The 21,273-nt window shown below is 33.6% G+C and carries 23 protein-coding genes; 11 read left to right on the top strand and 12 right to left on the bottom strand.

Annotation, left to right across the window (positions count from 1 at the left end):
- Window positions 1-44: 44 nt before the first annotated feature.
- The gene (locus Q1B37_RS08470; RefSeq protein WP_299897822.1) at window positions 45-428 is read right to left on the bottom strand and encodes a DUF423 domain-containing protein; all 384 of its coding nucleotides are present in this window, start codon (window positions 426-428) and stop codon (window positions 45-47) included.
- Window positions 429-581: 153 nt separating this feature from the next.
- Between Q1B37_RS08470 and Q1B37_RS08465 the strand changes: the two genes are divergently transcribed.
- From Q1B37_RS08465 to Q1B37_RS08455, 3 genes are all read left to right on the top strand, one after another.
- Window positions 582-1,952: a saccharopine dehydrogenase C-terminal domain-containing protein gene (locus Q1B37_RS08465; RefSeq protein ID WP_299897819.1), complete on the top strand. Its 1,371-nt coding sequence runs from the start codon at window positions 582-584 to the stop codon at window positions 1,950-1,952.
- Window positions 1,953-2,019: 67 nt separating this feature from the next.
- Window positions 2,020-2,490 (top strand): Lrp/AsnC ligand binding domain-containing protein, encoded by a 471-nt coding sequence (locus Q1B37_RS08460; protein ID WP_299605089.1) that lies wholly within the window; start codon window positions 2,020-2,022, stop codon window positions 2,488-2,490.
- A 7-nt stretch (window positions 2,491-2,497) separates the two neighbouring features.
- Entirely contained in the window at window positions 2,498-3,817 is a 1,320-nt protein-coding gene (locus Q1B37_RS08455) for a glycosyltransferase family 39 protein (RefSeq protein ID WP_299897818.1), read from the top strand.
- Window positions 3,818-3,874: 57 nt separating this feature from the next.
- On the opposite strand, the gene Q1B37_RS08450 is transcribed toward Q1B37_RS08455, so the two are convergent.
- The 6 genes from Q1B37_RS08450 to Q1B37_RS08425 all read right to left on the bottom strand — a co-directional run bounded on the left by Q1B37_RS08450 (window position 3,875) and on the right by Q1B37_RS08425 (window position 11,606).
- Window positions 3,875-5,296, bottom strand: a complete 1,422-nt coding sequence (locus Q1B37_RS08450) for an FAD-dependent oxidoreductase (RefSeq protein ID WP_299897816.1) — start codon at window positions 5,294-5,296, stop codon at window positions 3,875-3,877.
- A 79-nt stretch (window positions 5,297-5,375) separates the two neighbouring features.
- Window positions 5,376-6,068 (bottom strand): zinc metallopeptidase, encoded by a 693-nt coding sequence (locus Q1B37_RS08445; protein ID WP_299897815.1) that lies wholly within the window; start codon window positions 6,066-6,068, stop codon window positions 5,376-5,378.
- A gap of 104 nt (window positions 6,069-6,172) precedes the next feature.
- Window positions 6,173-7,288, bottom strand: coding sequence for an alanine dehydrogenase (gene ald / locus Q1B37_RS08440; RefSeq protein WP_299897814.1), 1,116 nt, complete (start codon window positions 7,286-7,288; stop codon window positions 6,173-6,175).
- Between the two features lie 132 nt (window positions 7,289-7,420).
- Window positions 7,421-7,681, bottom strand: a complete 261-nt coding sequence (locus Q1B37_RS08435; protein ID WP_299897811.1) for a SemiSWEET family sugar transporter — start codon at window positions 7,679-7,681, stop codon at window positions 7,421-7,423.
- A 113-nt stretch (window positions 7,682-7,794) separates the two neighbouring features.
- Window positions 7,795-10,614 (bottom strand): leucine--tRNA ligase, encoded by a 2,820-nt coding sequence (gene leuS, locus Q1B37_RS08430; protein WP_299897808.1) that lies wholly within the window; start codon window positions 10,612-10,614, stop codon window positions 7,795-7,797.
- Window positions 10,615-10,673: 59 nt separating this feature from the next.
- Window positions 10,674-11,606 (bottom strand): 2-dehydropantoate 2-reductase, encoded by a 933-nt coding sequence (locus Q1B37_RS08425; protein ID WP_299897805.1) that lies wholly within the window; start codon window positions 11,604-11,606, stop codon window positions 10,674-10,676.
- Between the two features lie 184 nt (window positions 11,607-11,790).
- Between Q1B37_RS08425 and Q1B37_RS08420 the strand changes: the two genes are divergently transcribed.
- The 6 genes from Q1B37_RS08420 (at window position 11,791) to Q1B37_RS08395 (ending at window position 15,731) form a co-directional block, all read left to right on the top strand.
- Window positions 11,791-12,669: a permease-like cell division protein FtsX gene (locus Q1B37_RS08420; RefSeq protein WP_299605071.1), complete on the top strand. Its 879-nt coding sequence runs from the start codon at window positions 11,791-11,793 to the stop codon at window positions 12,667-12,669.
- A gap of 15 nt (window positions 12,670-12,684) precedes the next feature.
- Window positions 12,685-13,074 (top strand): hypothetical protein, encoded by a 390-nt coding sequence (locus tag Q1B37_RS08415; protein WP_299897802.1) that lies wholly within the window; start codon window positions 12,685-12,687, stop codon window positions 13,072-13,074.
- Between the two features lie 75 nt (window positions 13,075-13,149).
- The gene (locus Q1B37_RS08410; protein ID WP_299897797.1) at window positions 13,150-13,416 is read left to right on the top strand and encodes a DUF3098 domain-containing protein; all 267 of its coding nucleotides are present in this window, start codon (window positions 13,150-13,152) and stop codon (window positions 13,414-13,416) included.
- A gap of 59 nt (window positions 13,417-13,475) precedes the next feature.
- Window positions 13,476-14,270: an undecaprenyl-diphosphate phosphatase gene (locus Q1B37_RS08405; protein ID WP_299897789.1), complete on the top strand. Its 795-nt coding sequence runs from the start codon at window positions 13,476-13,478 to the stop codon at window positions 14,268-14,270.
- A gap of 9 nt (window positions 14,271-14,279) precedes the next feature.
- Window positions 14,280-14,987, top strand: a complete 708-nt coding sequence (gene truB / locus Q1B37_RS08400; protein ID WP_299897786.1) for a tRNA pseudouridine(55) synthase TruB — start codon at window positions 14,280-14,282, stop codon at window positions 14,985-14,987.
- Between the two features lie 33 nt (window positions 14,988-15,020).
- Window positions 15,021-15,731, top strand: a complete 711-nt coding sequence (locus tag Q1B37_RS08395; protein ID WP_299897783.1) for a hypothetical protein — start codon at window positions 15,021-15,023, stop codon at window positions 15,729-15,731.
- Between the two features lies 1 nt (window position 15,732).
- On the opposite strand, the gene Q1B37_RS08390 is transcribed toward Q1B37_RS08395, so the two are convergent.
- Window positions 15,733-16,341 (bottom strand): thioredoxin family protein, encoded by a 609-nt coding sequence (locus Q1B37_RS08390; protein ID WP_299605059.1) that lies wholly within the window; start codon window positions 16,339-16,341, stop codon window positions 15,733-15,735.
- A 171-nt stretch (window positions 16,342-16,512) separates the two neighbouring features.
- Here Q1B37_RS08390 and Q1B37_RS08385 point away from each other — a divergent pair, with 171 nt between their 5' ends.
- Window positions 16,513-17,076: a DNA-3-methyladenine glycosylase I gene (locus Q1B37_RS08385; protein ID WP_299897781.1), complete on the top strand. Its 564-nt coding sequence runs from the start codon at window positions 16,513-16,515 to the stop codon at window positions 17,074-17,076.
- A 1-nt stretch (window position 17,077) separates the two neighbouring features.
- Here the strand turns inward: Q1B37_RS08385 and upp are convergent, their stop codons facing one another.
- The 4 genes from upp to Q1B37_RS08365 all read right to left on the bottom strand — a co-directional run bounded on the left by upp (window position 17,078) and on the right by Q1B37_RS08365 (window position 19,888).
- Window positions 17,078-17,731, bottom strand: a complete 654-nt coding sequence (gene upp, locus Q1B37_RS08380) for a uracil phosphoribosyltransferase (protein WP_299605054.1) — start codon at window positions 17,729-17,731, stop codon at window positions 17,078-17,080.
- A 25-nt stretch (window positions 17,732-17,756) separates the two neighbouring features.
- Window positions 17,757-18,395 (bottom strand): leucyl/phenylalanyl-tRNA--protein transferase, encoded by a 639-nt coding sequence (gene aat / locus Q1B37_RS08375; protein ID WP_299898694.1) that lies wholly within the window; start codon window positions 18,393-18,395, stop codon window positions 17,757-17,759.
- Window positions 18,396-18,629: 234 nt separating this feature from the next.
- On the bottom strand, window positions 18,630-19,004 hold the full coding sequence (locus tag Q1B37_RS08370; RefSeq protein WP_299605052.1) for a DUF3127 domain-containing protein: 375 nt from the start codon (window positions 19,002-19,004) through the stop codon (window positions 18,630-18,632).
- Window positions 19,005-19,012: 8 nt separating this feature from the next.
- Window positions 19,013-19,888: a flavin reductase family protein gene (locus Q1B37_RS08365; RefSeq protein WP_299897777.1), complete on the bottom strand. Its 876-nt coding sequence runs from the start codon at window positions 19,886-19,888 to the stop codon at window positions 19,013-19,015.
- A 134-nt stretch (window positions 19,889-20,022) separates the two neighbouring features.
- Between Q1B37_RS08365 and Q1B37_RS08360 the strand changes: the two genes are divergently transcribed.
- Window positions 20,023-21,237: a HAMP domain-containing sensor histidine kinase gene (locus tag Q1B37_RS08360; RefSeq protein ID WP_299897775.1), complete on the top strand. Its 1,215-nt coding sequence runs from the start codon at window positions 20,023-20,025 to the stop codon at window positions 21,235-21,237.
- Window positions 21,238-21,273: the final 36 nt, after the last annotated feature.

The raw sequence follows: 21,273 nt of genomic DNA, 5'->3' as shown, positions 1-21,273 counted from the left end.
TGTGGCAAAATTATAAATAAAAAGTACACCAACCGTCAAAAAAATCACTTAATCTTACTGAGATAAATCATAAAGAAAATCCATCCCAAAATTAAAACAGAACCTCCTAAAGGTGTAATAAAACCAATGCTTTCCAGAGAAATTCCCAGCACTTCATCTAGCACTAATAAATAGATCGATCCCGAAAAAAGAATAATTCCTATCAGGAATAAATAAAAAACACGTCTTTTATGAAGCTGTTGTAGCATATTCATATTTCCTAAGATAAGACAACCAATTGCATGATACATTTGATACCGAACCCCAGTTTGAAAAGAATTGATATTCTTGGCATCCACTAATTTTTCCAATCCATGTGCTCCAAATGCACCTAACAAAACAGCTAATAAAGCTAATATAGCACCAGTAATCAAAATTGTTTTATTCATTCTTTTTTTTGCAACAATTGATCATTTTTTGGTTTAAAAAATGATTTTTAGACATATTTTAGAGAAAAACATAACGAATACTACAAAATCAAGATCTTACTTTTTGATGTATTCATTACTTTCGTATCAAAGTTATCAAAATAATCATTAGTTATGAGAAAGATATTGGTCATTGGTGCAGGTAAATCAACTGCTGTTTTAATCAAGTATTTTCAAGACAAATCTTCTTCTGAAAATTTACACATTACTATCGGAGATATCTCTCTAACTAATGCAGAAGAACTTGCTGCAAATCATCCTAATACCAATGCAATTGCTCTAGATGTTTTTGATCAAAAATCGAGGGAAGAAGCCATAAAATCAGCCGATATTGTAGTATCTATGCTTCCTGCTAGATTTCATATAGAAGTTGCTAAAGATTGTCTTCGATTTGAAAAATCAATGGTTACAGCTTCTTATGTAAGTGATGAAATGAAAGCTCTAGATCAGGAAGCAACCAATAAAGGCCTTGTTTTCATGAACGAGATTGGTGTAGATCCAGGCATCGATCACATGAGTGCTATGCAAGTGATAGACAGAATTAGAAATCAGGGCGGAAAAATAATATTATTCGAATCTTTCACTGGTGGCCTTGTAGCACCAGAAAGTGACACTAATCTTTGGAATTATAAATTCACATGGAATCCAAGAAATGTAGTTGTTGCTGGACAAGGAGGAGCTGCTGAGTTCTTGCAAGAAGGAACTTATAAATACATCCCATATCACAAACTGTTTAGAAGAACTGAGTTTTTGGAAGTAGAAGAATATGGTAGATTTGAAGCCTATGCCAATCGAAATTCTCTAAAATATCAAAGTATTTATGGTTTAGATGATATTTTAACTTTATACAGAGGAACTATTAGAAGAGTTGGTTTTTCTAAAGCCTGGAATATTTTTGTGCAGTTAGGTATGACTGCCGATGATTATACACTAGAAAACTCGGAACACATGAGTTATCGTGATTTCACGAACTCTTTCCTTGCATATTCCCCTACAGATTCTGTGGAATTAAAACTGCGTCATTATCTCAAAATTGATCAGGACGATATCATATGGGATAAATTATTAGAGTTAGATATTTTCAATACCAATAAAAAAGTTGGAATTCCAAATGCTACACCAGCGCAAATTCTGCAAAAAATACTAATGGATAAATGGACTTTAGATCATGGAGATAAGGATATGATCGTTATGTATCATAAATTTGGTTATGAAATAAATGGCGAACGTAAACAAATAGATGCCACAATGGTAAGTATCGGAGAAGATCAAAAGTATACTGCTATGGCAAAAACCGTTGGACTTCCTGTTGCAATAGCTACATTAAAAATCCTGAATAAAGAAATCACGACTCCAGGAGTTCAAATACCAATTCAGGAAGAAGTATACACACCAATTCTTAAAGAACTAGAAGAATACGGAATTATATTCAAAGAAATTGATCGGGAATACCTGGGCTATAATCCTGATGGTGTAAAAGGATAATCCCTACAAGAGTTTCAATTTTATATCTAATACCTTATTTTTGGTTAAGATTTGAAACTTCTTTTTTATGAAAGGGCAATACGGCAACTTAAAAATTGATGGTATAGACAAAGAGATTCTTCGCAATCTTATGGAAGATGCACGAAGACCCATCCTAGAAATTGCAAGAAAAATTGGCATATCAGGTGCTGCTATTCATCAGAGATTAAGAAAACTAGAAGCATCAGGACTTATTACTGGATCCAAATTTATCATTGACCCAAAGATACTTGGATATAAAACCATGGCATTTGTCGGTGTTTATCTAGATAAAGCTGTAAGCAACCCTAAAGCTGTAAAGCAACTTAAAGACATCCCAGAAGTAATAGAATGCCATTACACCACCGGAAATTGGTCTATTTTTATTAAAATTCTTTGTAAAGACAATGAACATTTAATGAATGTTCTTAATAAAGAAATTCAGGCAATAGAAGGTGTTTCACGAACAGAAACCTTTATTTCCTTAGATCAACAAATTAGTCGACAAATAAAAATCTAAGAAACAGATGAAAATTAGCAACAAAAGCTTTATTCTAGGTCTAATTGGAATTCATCTTTTATTTTTCATTATTAAGATTTGGATTGGAGATTATTTCATTATCGATTCCTTTGAATACTATAAGCTATCGGAAAATATTCTATATGAATTTGAGTTTTATTGTGGAGACTTAAATAGCAACATTGATTTACGTAATTACAATCGAAGACCACCACTTTATTCAATATTTATTCTAATAAGCTCTTTATTTTTAAAATTTAACATTGGAATCTTACTGTTTCAAAATGTACTATCAGTAATTTCTTTAATATTAATCAGAAAAATATTTGAGGAGCATTCTTTTAAAATAAATACTGCATTATATTTTTTATTTATAGGCACTTCTTTAAACCAGTTTATTTACAGCAATTTAATCATGAGTGAAATATTTTTTCAGTTCATGATCATTATTTTATTTTACAGCTTACATCGGCTTATTCAAAACCCATCCTGGAAAAAACTTATTATTTTTCAACTATTTATTGCTCTTGGATTTTTAATTAAACCCGTTTTTTATCTATTCATTATTCCTAATATAGTACTTACCTACTTAATCTATAAGAAAACTAAAATAAGATGGGGATTTCTGAGTTCGATCATACCAATTTCAATTTTTGTTTTGTACAGTTTCTGGAATTATACAAGAACAGGTAGCACTGATTTTTCTAGCATGCAGAATTTCAACTTACTAGAATGGAATGTGAAATATTTTCATCAAAACAAATATGGTGCTCAAAAAGCCATAGCTATTAATGATTCTATACTCTCTAAATCCAAGGAAATAAAAAGCTATCCCGAACGTCAAAATTATATAAAAAACACATCTATTGGATACATCAAAGAGGATTTACTAGGGTATGGTCTTTTTCATTTAAAAGGATGTTTTAGAATTTTTATAGATCCTGGTAGATTTGATATTGCTAACTTTTTTAAGATTGAATCAGAGAATTCTGAACTCGGAATTTTACATCATTTAAATAATAGTGGATTAAAGGGCGCTTTTAACTTTTTAAAATCTCAAAATATCTTCTTATTCATTTCATTTTTTATAATCCTATTTTTTAACCTGATTAAAGCAGTGGGGTTTATTTGGTTCTGGATCAAAAATTACAAAAAAGCAAATCTTACGATACTTATTATATTATCAGTAGTGTTATATATAGTTATTTTAACCGGACCTCTGGGAGCTTCTCGCTTTTTCGTTCCTATTTTACCAGCTTATCTTCTGTTTGCAGTATTAGGTTGTAATGATATAGTTTTAATAATCCACAGAAAAAAATTAGAATGAAGTATTCTACAATAAAAAACTCTAAATACAGCTTAAACTAATCCAAATGCTTTTGTTTTACTGTATCAAAACATCTTTAACCTCTCCATCTTCCTGATATCCTGTATCTGTATTAATTTTCCACAAATCTACATGAGTATTGTTTACAATATTCTCAGCAGCAAGAATGCCCATTAAAATAGAATGATCTTGATTATTATATTTAAATGCTCCATATCTACCTATCGGAGTTAATTTATTGATCCCCATCAAATAATTTTCAATAATGTCTAAATGAGATCTATATCCAATTTCATACACAGGATAGCATTTTGGAACTCTTACAATCTTCGTATTTTCTACTACTTCTGTTTCTTCTATTAATTTCAAAGCCTTAAGCTCTTTGATTGCTAAATCACCAAGATATTGATCCGTCTCTTTCCAAATAGGATCCGAATCAAAAGCCCAAAATTCTAAACATAAAATCGTAGTCTTCTTTCCTCTATTCAAACTTGGACACCAATTCCTAAAATTGGTAATTCTTCCATGTTTGACTTCTGGAGAATGCACATAAATCCAATTATCTTCAAACAAATCTTTCCTATCTATTTCTAGATATACTAGAATAGTATTTCGAAAATATAATCTGTCCACTGACTTCAAAACTTCTTCAGGAACATCATTCATACCATGCAATAGATAGGTAAGAGGCATAGAAGATATCACATGATCAGCAGAATATTGTTCTCCATCTTTTGTAGTGACTCCTGTACACACACCGTCTTCAATAACAATGTTTTGAATTGGAGTATTTTTATGGATAATTCCACCTTTTTCTATTACATATTCAGCCGCACGTTCATACAACGTTCCTGTTCCATTTTTGGGATAAGAGAACTCATCAACCAACGTTTTATGTTTATTTCCTCGATTTCCCTTAAAAGCACTCCAAACAGCTTCAAAAAGTGACAATCCTTTGATCCGTTGTGCCGCCCAATCTGCATCTATTTTGGAGCATGGAATGCCCCAAAGCTTTTCGGTATAATATTTAAAAAAAATGGTGTAGAGCTTTTTACCAAAGCGATTTGTCACCCATTTTTCGAAAGTATCTGGATTCTTTATAGGAAAAACCCGTTGTTTTGCATAATAATAGAGAATGCCTGTGATAGTTATAAGACTAAGATTACCCAATACATTAAAAATTTTTAGCGGGTAATCAAAAAAGTTCTTGTTGTAAAAGATTCTTGTTAACCTCTCTACTTGGGTAAAATCTTCCTTAATCAATTCATCAAAAAAAGCATTAATCCTAGGGTCTTTAGAAAAAAATCTATGAGGTCCTAGATCTACTCGTTGACCCCAAAGATCAAAGCTCCTGGACATCCCTCCAACGAAGGGAGAAGTTTCAAAAACCACCACTTGCACATTATTCTTCATCAATTGGTAGGCCGCTGCTAAACCAGCTGGTCCAGCACCAATAACAATCACCTTTTTATTCGACATTATTAGTCTATCAAAATTAAAGGCAAAAGATACACATATTTGATCTTTGAATAAGAAAAACTACGAGTTTTCGCAATTACTAATCCCTTCTTCCTAAAAACATTGAAATAAAATAAAGTAACGTAGCTAGTGATCCTAAAGCTGCTACTAAATACGTTCTTGCCGCCCATTTTAAAGCATCTTTGGCACCATCATATTCTTCACTGGTAACCATATTAGCATCTTCTAACCAAGCAAGCGCTCTATTACTTGCATCATACTCTACAGGCAGCGTAATAAATGTAAATAAAGTAGTAACAGCGAACAATATAATACCGAGTAGGAGAACAAAATTTCCAAATACACTACCGCCTACAGACAAAGCTAGACCTACCATTATTACAATGTTAGAGAACTTACTAGCTATTCCTACCGCAGGAACAATTTTAGACCTCATCGTTAACCAGCTATATGCTGTAGCATGCTGTACTGCATGGCCAACCTCATGAGCTGCTACTGCTGCAGCGGCCGCATTTCGTTGATTATATACTCCCTCACTAAGGTTTACAGTTTTATTTCTAGGGTTATAATGATCCGTTAGCATACCAGGTGTAGATATAACTTGTACGTCTCTGATTCCATTATCATCTAACATTTTTTGAGCGATCTCTGCTCCACTCATTCCATTACGCAATTGCACCCTTGAATAATGTTTGAACTTACTTTTTAATTTATTGCTTACATAGGAGCTCACCAAAAAGATAACACCCGCTATGATATAATATCCCATCATAATTAAATACTTTTAAGATTAAAGTTACGATAATAAAAGCAAAAACCTCGCCATAAAGACGAGGTTTTCAGTTAAATAAACTTGAGTTAGCCAATAAGTCGAGTTTAACTTAAATAGTTATTTACATCTTCCAAAGGAAGGTTAAATGCCTCTGAAATAGCAGGATACACTACAGCTCCATTAATCACATTCAATCCTTTTCTAAGTGGTTCGTTATCTGCACAAGCGGCTTTCCAACCTTTATTTGCCAATTGAATTGCGTATGACAAAGTTACATTGGTTAATGCCAAAGTAGATGTATATGGTACCGCTCCTGGCATATTTGCCACAGAATAATGTACTACATCATCAATAATATAAACAGGATCCTGATGTGTAGTAGGTTTTGTAGTTTCGAAACAACCACCTTGATCAACAGCAACATCAACCAATACAGTACCCGTACGCATATCCTTAAGCATATCGCGTGTGATTAACTTTGGAGCTTTAGCCCCAGGAATTAATACTCCTCCAATGATTAAATCAGAAGTTTTTATATGTTTACGAATAGTATATTCGTTAGAGAATTCAGTATTTACATTAGCAGGCATTACATCATCTAAATAACGTAATCTTTTCATACTAATATCTAGGATCGTAACATCAGCACCCATTCCTGCTGCCATTTTAGCAGCTTGCGTTCCTACAACACCTCCACCCAAGATTAAAACTTTGGCAGGAGCAACTCCCGGAACACCACCTAAAAGAATTCCTCTTCCCTTTAATGGTTTCTCTAGATACTTAGCACCTTGCTGTATCGACATTCTACCAGCTACTTCACTCATCGGAGTCAGTAAAGGCAAACTACGATCTGGATCTTCTACAGTTTCATAAGAAATACAAACGGATCCACTTTCGATCATAGCCTTTGTTAAAGGCTCGCTAGAAGCAAAGTGAAAATATGTGAATAATAATTGATCCTTTTTAATCAATTTATATTCTGGTTCAATAGGTTCCTTAACCTTAATAATCATTTCAGCAGTAGCATAAACCTCTTCTATTGTAGGTAATATTTTAGCTCCAGCTTCTATATATTCTTCATCACTAAAACCACTCTGAAGACCAGCATTTTGCTGAATGAAAACAGTGTGACCATTTTTAACGAGTGCCATTGTTCCGGCAGGTGTTACACCTACTCTGTTCTCGTTATTTTTGATTTCCTTAGGAACACCAATTATCATATTCTTAATTTTGGGTCGAAAATAGATGTTTTCTTGAAATAAAACAATAAAATACCTTTAAAAAATATCTTATCCGTAATTTAGGAAAACATATTGAAAGTTGTTAAAAAACAAGAGAGTCGTTAATTTTATTTAGTTTTTATAACGAAATTTAAAATAAAGTAGAAAAATTCCTGATACTGCAGTAATCGCATTTGCCAAAATTACAGGAAAGCTATCGATCAAAAAACCGTAAACCAACCAACAAAGAACGCCACTTTCAAAAACCAATAACATCGTCATCGATAAACTTTCTGCAGATTTTGTTTTCCAGGTCTTGTATACTTGAGGCAAAAAAGCCACTGTAGTTAATACAGCGGCTATTAATCCTAATATTTCTATGGAATCGATCATATCTGTTGATAAAAAACTGTAAGCCTATCGTAGTCACACTAAGCTTGTCGAAGTGTTATAATACAAAAAAAGTCTTCGACAGGCTCAGACTGACATAAATTTCTTTCCAAAAATCACCCTACGATGTTCACAATTTTACCAGGCACTACGATCACTTTTTTCGGTTCTCGTCCTGCAAGTTGTTGTTGTGTCTTTTCGTGAGCCATTACTGCTGCTTCAATATCCTCTTTACTCATATCTAAGGGAAGTTCCATGGTAAAACGCATTTTTCCGTTAAAAGATATCGGATATTGTTTTGAGCTTTCCACCAAATGTTTCTCTTCAAATATTGGAAATGCTGCTGTAGCAATGGAATCATTATGACCTAATTTACTCCATAATTCTTCTGCAATATGCGGTGCATATGGAGATACCAGTACTAGTAGTGGTTCTAAAATTGCTCTAGCATTACATTTTTGAGCAGTTAATTCATTTACGGCAATCATAAATGTACTTACAGAAGTATTAAAAGAGAAGTTCTCTATATCTTCTTCTACTTTTTTAATCGTTTTATGCAGTGTCTTTAAGTTATCCTTAGAAGGTTCTGCATCAGTTACACCAAACTCTTCTCCATTATGATATAGCTTCCAAAGCTTCTTCAAAAATCCATGCACTCCTGTAATACCCGCAGTATTCCAAGGCTTTGCTTGCTCTAGTGGTCCTAAAAACATTTCATACAAGCGTAAACTATCCGCTCCATACTGCTCACAAACTCCATCTGGGTTTACAACATTAAACCATCTTTTAGACATTTTTTCGACCTCACGCCCAACAATATATTTCCCATCTTCTAGTTCAAATTCAGCATCTTCAAATTGTGGTTGCCAATTTCTTAAATCGTTTGGATCCAACTCATCTGAAGCATTAATCATATTTACATCTACGCGAAGTTCTTCAATCTGATTCTTATACTGATCCTTAAGTCCTTTAGAAACATATGTATTCGTACCACTTATCCTATACACAATAGCACTTGTTCCCAAAATCATTCCTTGGTTGATTAGCTTTTTAGCAAATTCATCTACAGGAACGATTTCACGATCAAATAAGAATTTCTGCCAAAAACGTGCATATAATAAATGTCCTGTTGCATGTTCGCTACCTCCTATATATAGATCTACCTCTTTCCAATAGTTGATTGCTTCTTTAGAAAATACTACCTCATCATTATTAGGATCCATATACCTATTAAAGTAATACGAACTTCCAGCCCAACCAGGCATTGTATTCAACTCTAATGGAAAAACGCTAGTGTTATCTATTTTTTCATTACTAACCACTTTATTGGTTTCTGTACACCATGCCCAAACATCAGCACGACCTAAAGGTGGTTCTCCAGTTGCAGTTGGCAAATATTTTTCAACTTCTGGCAACTCAATAGGCAGATGTTGCAGATCTATCATCTGCGGCATTCCATCTACATAATATACTGGAAAGGGTTCTCCCCAATATCGCTGACGGCTAAATACCGCATCACGTAATCGGTAATTAATTTTACCCTTTCCTTGACCGATTTTCTCTAATTCGTAAATCGCTCTTTTCATTGCCTTCTTATAATTCAGACCATCTAAAAAATCTGAATTCGCAATGATTGTTTTTTCTTTATCCGCAAAAGCTTCTTCGCTGATGTCTACTCCATCAAAAATGTTAGGAATCTCAATCCCAAAATGTTTTGCAAAGTCATAATCACGTTGATCTCCACAAGGAACCGCCATCACTGCTCCAGTACCATAACCTGCTAATACATAATCTCCAATCCAAATCGGCACAGGTTCTTTGGTAAAAGGATGTTCTGCATAAGCTCCTGTAAACACTCCACTAATGGTTTTTACATCTGCCATACGATCACGTTCACTTCGTTTTGCTGTAGCTTCAATATATGCTTCGATCTCTGCTTTTTGTTCTGGAGTAGTAATCTTAGTTACCAATTCATGTTCTGGTGCTAATGTCATAAAACTTACTCCGAAAATAGTATCAGGTCTTGTAGTAAATACTTCTATTACCTCATCATGATCTTTTACATTAAAAGTAACACTCGCTCCTTGAGAACGACCAATCCAATTAGTCTGAGAATCTTTTAATGGTTGTGGCCAATCTATCGTTGTTAATCCATCCAATAAACGTTGTGCGTATGCAGAAATTCGCATACTCCACTGAGTCATTTTTTTACGAATTACCGGATGACCACCACGTTCAGAAACTCCATTTACAATTTCATCATTTGCCAAAACAGTACCTAGTTTTGGACACCAATTCACTTCGGTTTCTGCTAAATATGTCAATCTATATTTTAGAAGGACTTCTTGTTTTTCTAAGGACGAAAAATCATTCCACTCCTCAACAGAGAAAGTAACCACATCTTCATCACAAACAGCATTTATAGTTGTATTCCCTTCATTAGAAAAAACTTCTTCCAGTTCATTTATAGCTCTTGCTTTATCAGCATCATTATCATACCAGGAATCAAAAAGTTGGATAAAAATCCACTGCGTCCATTTATAGAATTTTGGATCACTAGTTTTCACCTCTCTACTCCAATCAAAAGAGAACCCTATTTTATCTAACTGCTCTCTGTAACGGGCAATATTCTCTTTGGTGGTAATTGCGGGATGCTGTCCAGTCTGAATCGCGTATTGTTCAGCCGGTAATCCAAAAGAGTCGTATCCTTGCGGATGTAATACGTTAAAACCTTTATGACGCTTGTATCGTGCATAGATATCACTGGCAATATAACCTAATGGATGCCCAACGTGTAATCCTGCTCCAGAAGGATAAGGAAACATGTCCAATACATAATATTTTGGTTTATCGCTATTATTTTCAGCTTTGAATGTTCCATTCTCTGCCCAATAAGCCTGCCATTTGGCTTCAATCGTATTAAAGTCGTAACTCATGATCTGAAATTAAGACCGCAAATTTACGATTTTATGTGAGTTTCCTATAGTTTTTTAGGTTAGTTTTTAGTGCTTCGAGCTTTTGCTTCCATTGGTTGTAAGCAACTATAAATAAACGTATTTGTAGGTGTATCTATACCTAGTTTTTTACCTTCATTTACAATAAAACCATTAAAATTTTCTAGCTCTGAAGGTCTACCTTCCATAATATCTCTTTGGGTAGATGCTGTGGCATCATAAGGCTGATTTTTGATAAAATTCATGATACCTTCTACAATGGTCGGAGGCATTGCTACTTTTTTCGCAATAGCAACTTGATAAATTTCGGAAGCTGTAGCTCTCAATATACTATTAAGTTCTGGATGCGCAAACATCTCTCCAATGGTAGCTCTGGTTAACGCTCCCAATCCACTTACTGTGGCTATAAACATAAACTTACTCCAAATATCTACCTGAATATCCTCAGAAATTTTATTTTTAAAACCTGCTTTATCAAATACTTCTTTTATACGAAGTAGTCGATCTGATTTACTCTTATCTAATTCTCCAAAAATAATCTCTGGTGGGTGTCCAAAATGTGAAATTATTCCTGGTGATTCGATCTTGCTGTAGATTTTGCATAAACCTCCTAATACATATTTCTTATCAATTACGGAAATGATCTTTTCTGCATTATCAGCTCCATTTTGTAACGGAATTACAACAGTAGTATCTTTAAGTAATGGTTTTATGATTTCGGCAGCGTCTTTAACTTGCCATGATTTTGTACAAATCAATATTAAATCGGCTTTATCAATTTGATGTATATTATCCGTTACCAAAAAAGGTGCTGTAATAAAATCTCCTTCAATACTCTTTACTTGCAATCCATCTTGGAGTATCGCTTCGAGATGTGCTCCTCTTGCCAGCATAGATACTTTCTGACCCGAAAAAGCAATCTTACCTCCAAAATATCCTCCTACTCCTCCTATACCAATTATTACTGTATGCATATGATTTGGTTATATTAAAAATAACAATGTTTGTAAGTTTACGTTATCTGATAAAGAAACTAAAATTAGGTAAAAGATTATTATAAATTGATCTTAATTATTAGTGCAACTAATTCTGAAATGAGATGTATTTAGCATCAAAAGTCTATTAACTTTATTATTTTTACCTGCAAAACAAATCTTTATGAGCTCATCCTTTGAAAAATATCAGAAACGCAGACTTATATCTTCTTATTTCTCTGTGGTGATTAGTATTTCTCTGGTACTTTTTTTATTGGGATTATTAGGTCTTTTGGTGTTGAATACCAAAAAGGTAGCCGATCATTTTAAAGAAAAGATAGCGCTAACTATCTACTTAAAAGACACTGCCAAAGAGGTAGAAATTAAACAAATGGAAAAAAGTCTAGCTTTGGCAGAATACACAAAGTCAACTACCTATATTTCCAAAGATGAAGCGGCAGAAGAGCATAGTAAAGATATTGGAGAAAACTTTATGGATTTTCTAGGATATAATCCTTTACAAAATTCTATCGATGTATTTCTTAAAGCCGATTTTGTAGATCAAGTAAAAATTGATGAAATAACCACAAGCATTACTAAGAAAGATTTTGTAGACGAAGTAATTTATGACAAACCTTTAATCTCGCTACTAAATGACAATATCAAAAAAATAAGTTTTTGGGTATTACTTATTAGTGGGATTTTCACATTTATTGCGGTGTTACTTATCAATAGTTCCATACGATTGTCTGTATACTCAAAACGTTTTATTATTAAAACGATGCAAATGGTAGGTGCTACCAAAAAATTCATCCGTAGACCCTTTGTTTGGAAGAGTATTCGTCTAGGTATGATCGGAGCAATTGTTGCATTAATAGGAGTAGGAGTTGTATTATATTATTTGGATCAGGCTTTTCCTGAACTAGGTTTATTGAATGACAAAATCTTACTCATTGGTTTATTTGGAGGAGTTTTTGGAATAGGTGTTTTTATCACATGGCTTAGTACTTTCTTCGCTACTCAGCGTTTTCTTAATCTTAGAACTGATGAATTATACTATTAATTATCTGAAGCTATCATGAAAAAAACCGGAAGAATTTTCTTTTCCATATCATCGGTATTGTTCATCATTTTTATGTGGGTTGCCATTCAAACGTTTAAACCAATACGAGATGTACAACCTGATGACGTTATAGAAATTACTGGCGTTGTTGCCAAAGTAGAAGAGAAAAGCGGTTTTGATATCGCCATTACTTTAGAAAATGATGATCATTACTATTATATCAATCGAGGATTAGAGCAAGGATTGACTATCCAACAATTACAAGAAGAATTAATAGGCAAAAAAGTTACTTTGTATTCTATTCATAGATGGACTATATTTACACGTGATAAAATTATGGGACATATCTCTAAATTGACAGTAGATGATCGTGTAATTTTTAATGAAATTCAAGAAGAACAATAGTTATAAAAACATAAACATTGGAATTCTATCTTCCTTGTACACCTAGATAGAACAACAACATAAATAACGACATTCATGAGCAAACAATCCAACAATAGCACAGTGCACAAACCAGATTTCGTTTTTGGGAAGAAAAACTATGTAGTAATGGCAATTGGTATTGCTGTAATTGCCTTAGGTTTTATCCTAATGGCAGGAGGTGGAAGTGACGATCCTAATGTTTTTAATCCTGAGATTTACAATTTCAGAAGAATTCGATTAGCTCCTATGATTGTATTAACTGGATTTGGAATTGAAGTTTATGCCATTTTACTAAATCCTAACAAGAAGAAAAGCGAGTAAACAAACGATTTATCTTCTCGTAGTTATATATTTGCATCGAATTTTACAAAACGTTCCTTATGGAAATTATTGATGCTATCATTTTGGGTGTAATTCAGGGACTAACCGAATTTCTTCCAGTTTCTTCCAGTGGTCATTTAGAATTAGGAAAAGCTATTCTAGGTGATAAGAGTGTACCCGAAGAATCCTTGCTTTTTACTGTTGTTTTACATTTTGCAACAGCACTTAGTACTATAGTTGTATTTAGAAAAGATATTCTACAGATTCTAAAAGGTCTTTTTCTATTTAAAAAGAATGAAGAAACTATGTTTTCTCTACGCATTATAGTTTCTATGATTCCGGCAGTGCTTATAGGTCTATTTTTTGAAGAACAATTAGAGCAGCTTTTTAGTGGGAATATTATGTTCGTTGGTTTTATGTTATTGATCACGGCGATTCTTTTATGGTTAGCAGATAAGGCCAAAGACACTAATAAGGTCGTAAGTACACCTAATGCTTTTATTATAGGAATTGCTCAAGCTATTGCCATGCTACCAGGTATTTCTAGAAGTGGAGCTACCATTTCTACTTCTGTACTACTAGGTAATGATAAAACAAAAGCAGCAAGATTCTCATTTCTTATGGTAATTCCTCTAATCTTCGGAAAGATTGCCAAAGACCTATTAAGTGGGGATTTAAACATCTCTTCAGAGAGTAGTTTCCCTTTAATTCTTGGGTTTTTAGCAGCTTTTATTTCTGGACTTTTTGCTTGTACATGGATGATTTCTTTGGTAAAAAAGAGTAAATTATCATATTTTGCCTTATATTGTATTGTTGTTGGTGTAATAGCCATCATCTTTGGTTTTATTAAATAGTCCCCAGTAATGCTAACCGAACAAGATTATAAAGACGGTCAGATCGTTCTGATCGACAAACCGCTTCAATGGACTTCCTTTCAGGTTGTTAACAAAGTACGTTGGCGTATTCGTAAAACTTTCGGGATTAAAAAAATTAAAGTTGGTCATGCTGGTACGTTAGACCCACTGGCTTCTGGATTACTAATCATTTGCACTGGTAAGTTTACAAAACGAATTCAGGAATTCATGGGACAAACCAAAGAATACACTGGAACCATTACCTTAGGCGCAACGACACCTTCTTATGATTTAGAGACTGAAGTAGATCAGACTTTTCCTGTAGATCATATTTCAGCAGAAAATATACAACAAGCCACAAAAGGGTTTGTTGGAGAAATTGAACAATATCCTCCGGTTTTTTCAGCCTTAAAAAAGGATGGAAAAAGATTATATGAGTATGCTCGCGAAGGAGAAGAAGTAGCCGTAGCAGCAAGAAAAATTACGATTTCCGAATTTGAAATAACACGAATAGAATTACCAGAAGTAGATTTTAGAGTAGTTTGCGGAAAAGGAACCTATATACGATCACTAGCACATGATTTTGGAAAAGCATTGCAAAGTGGTGGCCATCTGAGTGCTTTGAGAAGAACTAAAATCGGATCTTTTGATGTTACGGACGCAATAAGCCCTGAAATATTTGAAAATCAGCTACGTGCAGAAATCGAAACCTTATAAAATATTGTAGAAGAAAAGGAGTTATAGATACCTATGCAATTTATAGAAAAACATAAAGCATTAATTATCACATCTATGTTGATGGGTATTTTTGTGTTGACGCTCTACAATATTAATATGGTGAATAAAAAGAAAGAGCAGTCAGAAATTCTTATGGAAATCCCAGAAGAGTTAATGGAAGAACTTGCAAAACAAGAAGAACCAGAAGAAGAAATAGCTCCCGAAGAAAACAGAGAATTAATCGCCTCTAAAAGAACTCATGATGCGTTTAACGAAGATTTCGAGGATTCTGAGGATTTCGAACAACGTTTAAAATCTCTTACCGAAACAGCAGAAGCAACGGAACAAACTTCTGATAATGAAGAAATGGTAAAAGGAGAGGAAGTAGTGAACGAAGAAATCATTGAGGAAAAGGTTGAGGAATCTAAAAAAGATGAAAAACCAATTTCTGAAGAAGTTAATAACAGAAACAGTTCGGTTACTTTTACACTAAAAGGAAGACAAAAAAAAGACATCCCCAATCCTATTTATACTTGTAATGGGAGTGGGAAAGTCGTTATTAAAATTGAGGTAAACCAGAACGGTTATGTTACCGATGCCAAAGTTGACAAAAAAAGATCTACCACACGAAACGAATGTCTTTTTGAGAACGCAATTAATTATGCGCGAGATGCTTTATTCTCCTCTTCCGAAATAGAAGAACAAAAAGGTTTTATCACGTATTATTTTAATTACGGAGGATAGCTTACAGAAGCTTTACTAAATCTTCTGCGATGTTATTCCCTTTGTCCTTGTTATACCAAACCTGCAAATCTTGCTTAAACTGAGGATCCAGACTTCCATGTAATTCTTTATAATCATTTACCATTTTAGTAGCTACTGATGGTCTTGGCCCCCAACTATCTACTACTTCTTTAGTTTCTTTATTGTAAGCGATCAACTTAGGAATTGACTTGCCACCGTTAGTAAGAAAGTTATTCATTAGTTCGTCATTATCATCTCTAGAAATAATTCTTAGCTTAATTCCGTCGTTCATTTCTGCAAGCTTATTAATTACCGGTAAGGATTGTGCAGCATCACCACACCAACCTTCGGTTAACACCAACCAGGTAATATCTGTTTTAGCATTCGTAAACGCATCCTTTACTTGATCATCTATTTTTAAAGTTTTGTCCAGTCTTTTCATTCTACGATCATTCAGCATACTGTAATTAGTTAATGCATCAGACTGTTCATGACCTGTAGACTTACCTTCTGCTAATAGGTCACTTACTAAACTTCTATATTCCTGATAGGAATATGAATTATCGATTCCTTTTTCTATTAAATTATGTATTGTCATTGTTGTTTCCATAGTTGTTATCTCTCTTACGAACTAAGACGAGACCGAGTTTCAAAACTTACAAATCATGTAAACCCTTCTACAGTGTCAAAAATACCATTTCGATAAAAAACATTTATTCAGTACTTCAAAAATATCAATAGGAATACTTTATTTTAGACAATAATTTTTAAAAAATACTTTATGGGAAAAACTCGATGCGGATGGTGTATTGGCGACCCTTTGTATGAATCTTATCATGATAATGAATGGGGTGTTCCATTGCACGATGAACAATTATTATTTGAATTCTTAGTTCTAGAAACCTTTCAGGCAGGATTAAGTTGGATTACAATTCTTAGAAAACGTGATAATTTTAGAGTTGCTTTTGACAATTTTGATTACCAACGTGTGGCGCGATATGACGATAACAAAAAAGAAGAATTATTACAAAATCCAGGTATCATCCGAAACAAGCTAAAAGTAAATTCTGCAATTACGAATGCTCAGAACTTTATCAAGATCCAGGAAGAGTTTGGAAGTTTTGATGCGTATATCTGGGGATTTGTAGATGGAAAACCTATTAAAAATGCTTGGAAAGACCATAAAGAATGTCCTGCTAACACATCGCTTTCGGATAAAATCAGTAAAGATTTAAAGAAACGAGGTTTTAAGTTTGTTGGATCTACTGTAGTGTATGCTTTTATGCAAGCAATTGGAATCGTAAATGACCATATCGTAGACTGTTACAGGTATAATGAGGTGTAAATTACAATTTGGATCCGTAAGAAAGGTCTCCAGCATCTCCTAATCCAGGAATTATATATCCTTTGGAATTTAGCTCTTGATCAATAGCAGCTATCCAAAGATGTGTATTTTCTGGAAATATTTTTTCTACATACTCCACTCCTTTATTGGACCCAATAACTGAAACTATATGAATTTGCTTAGGTGTCCCATGACTTTTTAAAGCTTTCATGGTATTTTCTAATGTTTTTCCGGTAGCTAACATTGGATCTATTAATACTAACACCTTATTTTCTATGGAAGGAGATGCCAAATAACTTACCACCACATCAAATTCATCACTATTTCCCTTATGATCTCTATAAGCTGATATAAAAGCATTTTCTGCTTGATCAAAATAATTAAGAAGTCCTTGATGTAAAGGCAAACCTGCTCTTAAAATAGCACACAATACAAGATCTTTTTGTGGAACCGAGATTTCTTTAGCTCCAAGAGGCGTCTGAGTCATTTCCTCAGCATACGTCAAAGTTTTACTAAGTTCATATCCCAAAACCTCTCCTATACGCTCTATATTACGCCTAAAACGCATAGCATCTTTTTGGATAGCTGTATCTCTAATTTCTGCTATAAATTGATTTAAAATAGAATTTTCGGTTTCAAGATTATGTATAATCATAAAGGTTTGATTTTCTTATATAAATCTACTTCAAAAATTTCATAAAATCATCTCTTGGAATTTCTTTTGCACCCAAACTTTCTAAATGATTTGTATGTACCTGACAATCTATTAACTTCACTTCATTTTCCTTTAAAAACTCTACAAGTTTAACAAACCCATATTTAGAAGCATTACTTACTTTAGAAAACATACTTTCGCCACAAAAGACATTCTTGTCTTTTAGCCATACTCCATACAAACCTCCAACCAATTCCGAATCTTTCCAAACTTCTACTGAAGTTGCATATCCCATTTTGTGAAGTGTAGTATAAGCTTTTTTCATATCTGGTGTTATCCAAGTTCCTAATTGATCTACTCGATCAATCGAAGCACAATTGTCAATTACATTTTCAAAATCCTTATTAAAAGTTACAGAAAACGTATTTCTTCGTAACAGCTGCTTCATACTTTTACTAATCTTTAGTTCATTCGGAAAAAGTATCATTCTAGGATCAGGACTGAACCACAAAATTGGCTGATCTTCATCATACCATGGAAAAATACCATGATGATATGCCTCTAACAATCTAGGCACTGAAAGGTCTCCACCAATTGCTAATAATCCGTCGTTATTGGCCTCGGATACTGGTGGAAAAGCAATAGAATTATTAAGTATGTACAAATCTAAATTCGCTAACGTTTCTACAACGTTAAATATCAATTAGTTGTTTGAATTGACCAAAAAAATCGCAATATTTGTTAAGACCTTTTAAGATAAATTTTGTTCATCATTGCTTTTTTGAGTTTTATTAAAAGGTTAACCTAAAACCACAATATGAAAAGTCCGACACATATGTATCGGACTTTTTGCTTTGTAATTCAATATGTTGCTTAAAATTTTTGCAACATGTTGAACTTAAAATGGTAGATCGTCGTGATCTTCTTCTTTAAAATCGGTAGCAGGTTCAAATGCATCAGCAGGAGGCATTGCTGCTGGAGCCGAAGGAGCTGCTTGTTGTAAGTTTTCGATTCTCCAACCTTGAATAGAATTAAAATATTTTGTTTCTCCCTGAGGATTTACCCATTCGCGACCACGCAAATTGATACTTATTTTTACATCCTGACCTATCTGAAAGTTATTTAATAAATCACATTTATCCTGAATAAACTCAACCATTATATGCTGTGGATATTGCTCATCTGTAGTCACCACTATCTCACGTTTTCTGAAACCATTGCTTCCAAACGTCTGCGTTTCACCTAACATCTTTACTTTACCTTGTACTTCCATGTGTTTAATTATTGTATTGCTGCTAAAATATTCCAGGCAGTTTGAATATCATCTTTATCCAAATACTGCTGTGCAAATTTATGAATTTCTATTAGGTTAGCACCCTGAATTTTATCCTTAATATCACTATTGTTATTAACAAAATCTTTGGCTTTGTTTATTTCAGGGATACTTTCAATATTTCCCAATTTACCTAAATCATTACCAGTAAAAACACTACTATTCTTAATACGATCTGGTAGTACATCAATTCCAATTCCTATAGTGCTTAAAGGTTTTGGCACTTCAAACATTCCCATGTTTGCTCTAGAATACCAATTACCACCCATACGAGCTACCTGATCAATTTTATATTGGTCGATCTTACCATCAGCATCTAATATATCTTCTTTTACGTGCATCAATAAGACCTCGCAAATAACCAAGTTACCAGCACCACCATTATCACCCAATGAAACAACCTCGTTTACCTTGCACTCAAACTGAACTGGAGCCTCAGCTACTCTAAAAGATTTTATTTTTTCTGAAGGTAACATGGTCAATCCAGCTTTCTCAAACTCATTAACACCCTCTGGATATTCTGTACTAGACAAGGACATTTGCTGAACAATATCATAATTAACAATATTAATCACTACCTCATCAGTTGCTATAACATTCTCCAGGGTATGCTTGGTAGAATTATCTCTCACTCTTCGCGCAGGAGAGAAAATCAGAATAGGTGGATTAGCACTAAATACATTAAAAAAACTAAAAGGAGAAAGGTTTGGATTCCCTTCCTTATCCACGGTACTGGCAAAGGCTATAGGTCTTGGGCCTATTGCACCAAGCATCATTCCGTGTAATTTTCCAGTGGAAACTTCTAAAGGATCAATTCGTATCATATAAAAATCTAATAAGACAAAGATAATTAAACTTTAACCCGATCAGCATTCATTTGTTTGGTTTTACTTACCTTGGTATAAAACAATAAAATCGTATAAAAACGTTTATATTTAGGACTTGCAATACACTTTTTATGAACTTTTCTGACGAACGTAATTTAGCTAGTTACTTTATAATATTTGCCGTTCTTGTAATTACAGGTCTTGTATTATGGAACACCTCTTTGTTTTTGCAGCGCTTAAAGAAAGATGAAAGTATCAAAATGCAAGTTTGGGCTCAATCTTTTAAAGCGCTGAGTAGTTCTGGTTTAGACGGTTCGGATGAACTTAGTCTTGATGATTATTTAGAATTATCAAACCTAATCAATCGTACTAACAATACAATACCTACCATTATTACAAATGCAGAAGGAGATTTGATCAAAGACTCCAAAGGAAGAATTGACATTCAGGGCACCACGTTAAACCTTCCAGAAGACATTTCCGAAACTGAATTAAGGGATCATCTGGACAACATGAAATCAGAAAATGAACCTATTGTTTTAGATCTTAAAGATACCGTACAATACGTCTATTATGGCAATTCTTCTATTCTTAATAAATTAAAATACTACCCTATAGCCATTGCATTGATCATTTTTTTGCTCATTGGTGTTATTTATTTCTTTTTTACTACTTCTAAAGCGAGTGAACAAAATAAATTGTGGGCTGGTATGGCTAAAGAAACAGCACACCAGATCGGAACACCACTTTCTTCATTAGTTGGCTGGAACGAAATTTTAAAAGCAGAACAAGTAAATCCAGAATACATTGTAGAAATCGAAAAAGACATTTCTAGATTGAAAGTAATTACAGAACGATTTTCTAAAATTGGCTCGATACCGAACTTGGAAGAATCAGATATTGTAAAAGAAACGAGTGAAGCATACACGTATTTACAAAGTAGAAGTTCTAAATTAATTAATTTCTCAATAAACATTCCCGATGAGTCTATTGCGGTACTTCTAAACTCTCAGCTTTATAGTTGGACCATAGAAAATTTGGTTAAGAATGCGATAGATGCTATGAGAGGAAAAGGAGATCTGAATATTGATTTATCTCAGGATAGTAAACGTGTTTACATTAGGATTACCGATACTGGAAAAGGAATCCCAAAAAGTAAGTTTACTAAGATTTTCGAACCTGGTTACACCTCTAAAACCAGAGGTTGGGGACTTGGGCTCTCGTTGGCTAAGAGAATCATTGAAGAATACCATTCTGGTAAAATTCGAGTACTAAGATCGGAAATAGGAAAGGGTACTACATTTCAGATTACTTTAAGTAAATATGATGCTTCTAGCATAACATAATGTTTTTACACACGTTATCTTTTAAAATAAATATAA

Source organism: uncultured Aquimarina sp., assembly GCF_947492965.1.
Lineage (GTDB): Bacteria > Bacteroidota > Bacteroidia > Flavobacteriales > Flavobacteriaceae > Aquimarina.
Note: the sequence above shows the minus strand (reverse complement) of the source record. Positions and strands in the feature narration are given on the sequence as shown.

Excerpts from the sequence above, each read along its gene's own strand:
- Q1B37_RS08470 (WP_299897822.1), bottom strand. The coding sequence starts at position 428 with ATGAATAAAACAATTTTGATTACTGGTGCTATATTAGCTTTATTAGCT.
- Q1B37_RS08465 (WP_299897819.1), top strand. The coding sequence starts at position 582 with ATGAGAAAGATATTGGTCATTGGTGCAGGTAAATCAACTGCTGTTTTA.
- Q1B37_RS08460 (WP_299605089.1), top strand. The coding sequence starts at position 2,020 with ATGAAAGGGCAATACGGCAACTTAAAAATTGATGGTATAGACAAAGAG.
- Q1B37_RS08455 (WP_299897818.1), top strand. The coding sequence starts at position 2,498 with ATGAAAATTAGCAACAAAAGCTTTATTCTAGGTCTAATTGGAATTCAT.
- Q1B37_RS08450 (WP_299897816.1), bottom strand. The coding sequence starts at position 5,296 with ATGTCGAATAAAAAGGTGATTGTTATTGGTGCTGGACCAGCTGGTTTA.
- Q1B37_RS08445 (WP_299897815.1), bottom strand. The coding sequence starts at position 6,068 with ATGATGGGATATTATATCATAGCGGGTGTTATCTTTTTGGTGAGCTCC.
- ald (WP_299897814.1), bottom strand. The coding sequence starts at position 7,288 with ATGATAATTGGTGTTCCTAAGGAAATCAAAAATAACGAGAACAGAGTA.
- Q1B37_RS08435 (WP_299897811.1), bottom strand. The coding sequence starts at position 7,681 with ATGATCGATTCCATAGAAATATTAGGATTAATAGCCGCTGTATTAACT.
- leuS (WP_299897808.1), bottom strand. The coding sequence starts at position 10,614 with ATGAGTTACGACTTTAATACGATTGAAGCCAAATGGCAGGCTTATTGG.
- Q1B37_RS08425 (WP_299897805.1), bottom strand. The coding sequence starts at position 11,606 with ATGCATACAGTAATAATTGGTATAGGAGGAGTAGGAGGATATTTTGGA.
- Q1B37_RS08420 (WP_299605071.1), top strand. The coding sequence starts at position 11,791 with ATGAGCTCATCCTTTGAAAAATATCAGAAACGCAGACTTATATCTTCT.
- Q1B37_RS08415 (WP_299897802.1), top strand. The coding sequence starts at position 12,685 with ATGAAAAAAACCGGAAGAATTTTCTTTTCCATATCATCGGTATTGTTC.
- Q1B37_RS08410 (WP_299897797.1), top strand. The coding sequence starts at position 13,150 with ATGAGCAAACAATCCAACAATAGCACAGTGCACAAACCAGATTTCGTT.
- Q1B37_RS08405 (WP_299897789.1), top strand. The coding sequence starts at position 13,476 with ATGGAAATTATTGATGCTATCATTTTGGGTGTAATTCAGGGACTAACC.
- truB (WP_299897786.1), top strand. The coding sequence starts at position 14,280 with ATGCTAACCGAACAAGATTATAAAGACGGTCAGATCGTTCTGATCGAC.
- Q1B37_RS08395 (WP_299897783.1), top strand. The coding sequence starts at position 15,021 with ATGCAATTTATAGAAAAACATAAAGCATTAATTATCACATCTATGTTG.
- Q1B37_RS08390 (WP_299605059.1), bottom strand. The coding sequence starts at position 16,341 with ATGGAAACAACAATGACAATACATAATTTAATAGAAAAAGGAATCGAT.
- Q1B37_RS08385 (WP_299897781.1), top strand. The coding sequence starts at position 16,513 with ATGGGAAAAACTCGATGCGGATGGTGTATTGGCGACCCTTTGTATGAA.
- upp (WP_299605054.1), bottom strand. The coding sequence starts at position 17,731 with ATGATTATACATAATCTTGAAACCGAAAATTCTATTTTAAATCAATTT.
- Q1B37_RS08370 (WP_299605052.1), bottom strand. The coding sequence starts at position 19,004 with ATGGAAGTACAAGGTAAAGTAAAGATGTTAGGTGAAACGCAGACGTTT.
- Q1B37_RS08365 (WP_299897777.1), bottom strand. The coding sequence starts at position 19,888 with ATGATACGAATTGATCCTTTAGAAGTTTCCACTGGAAAATTACACGGA.
- Q1B37_RS08360 (WP_299897775.1), top strand. The coding sequence starts at position 20,023 with ATGAACTTTTCTGACGAACGTAATTTAGCTAGTTACTTTATAATATTT.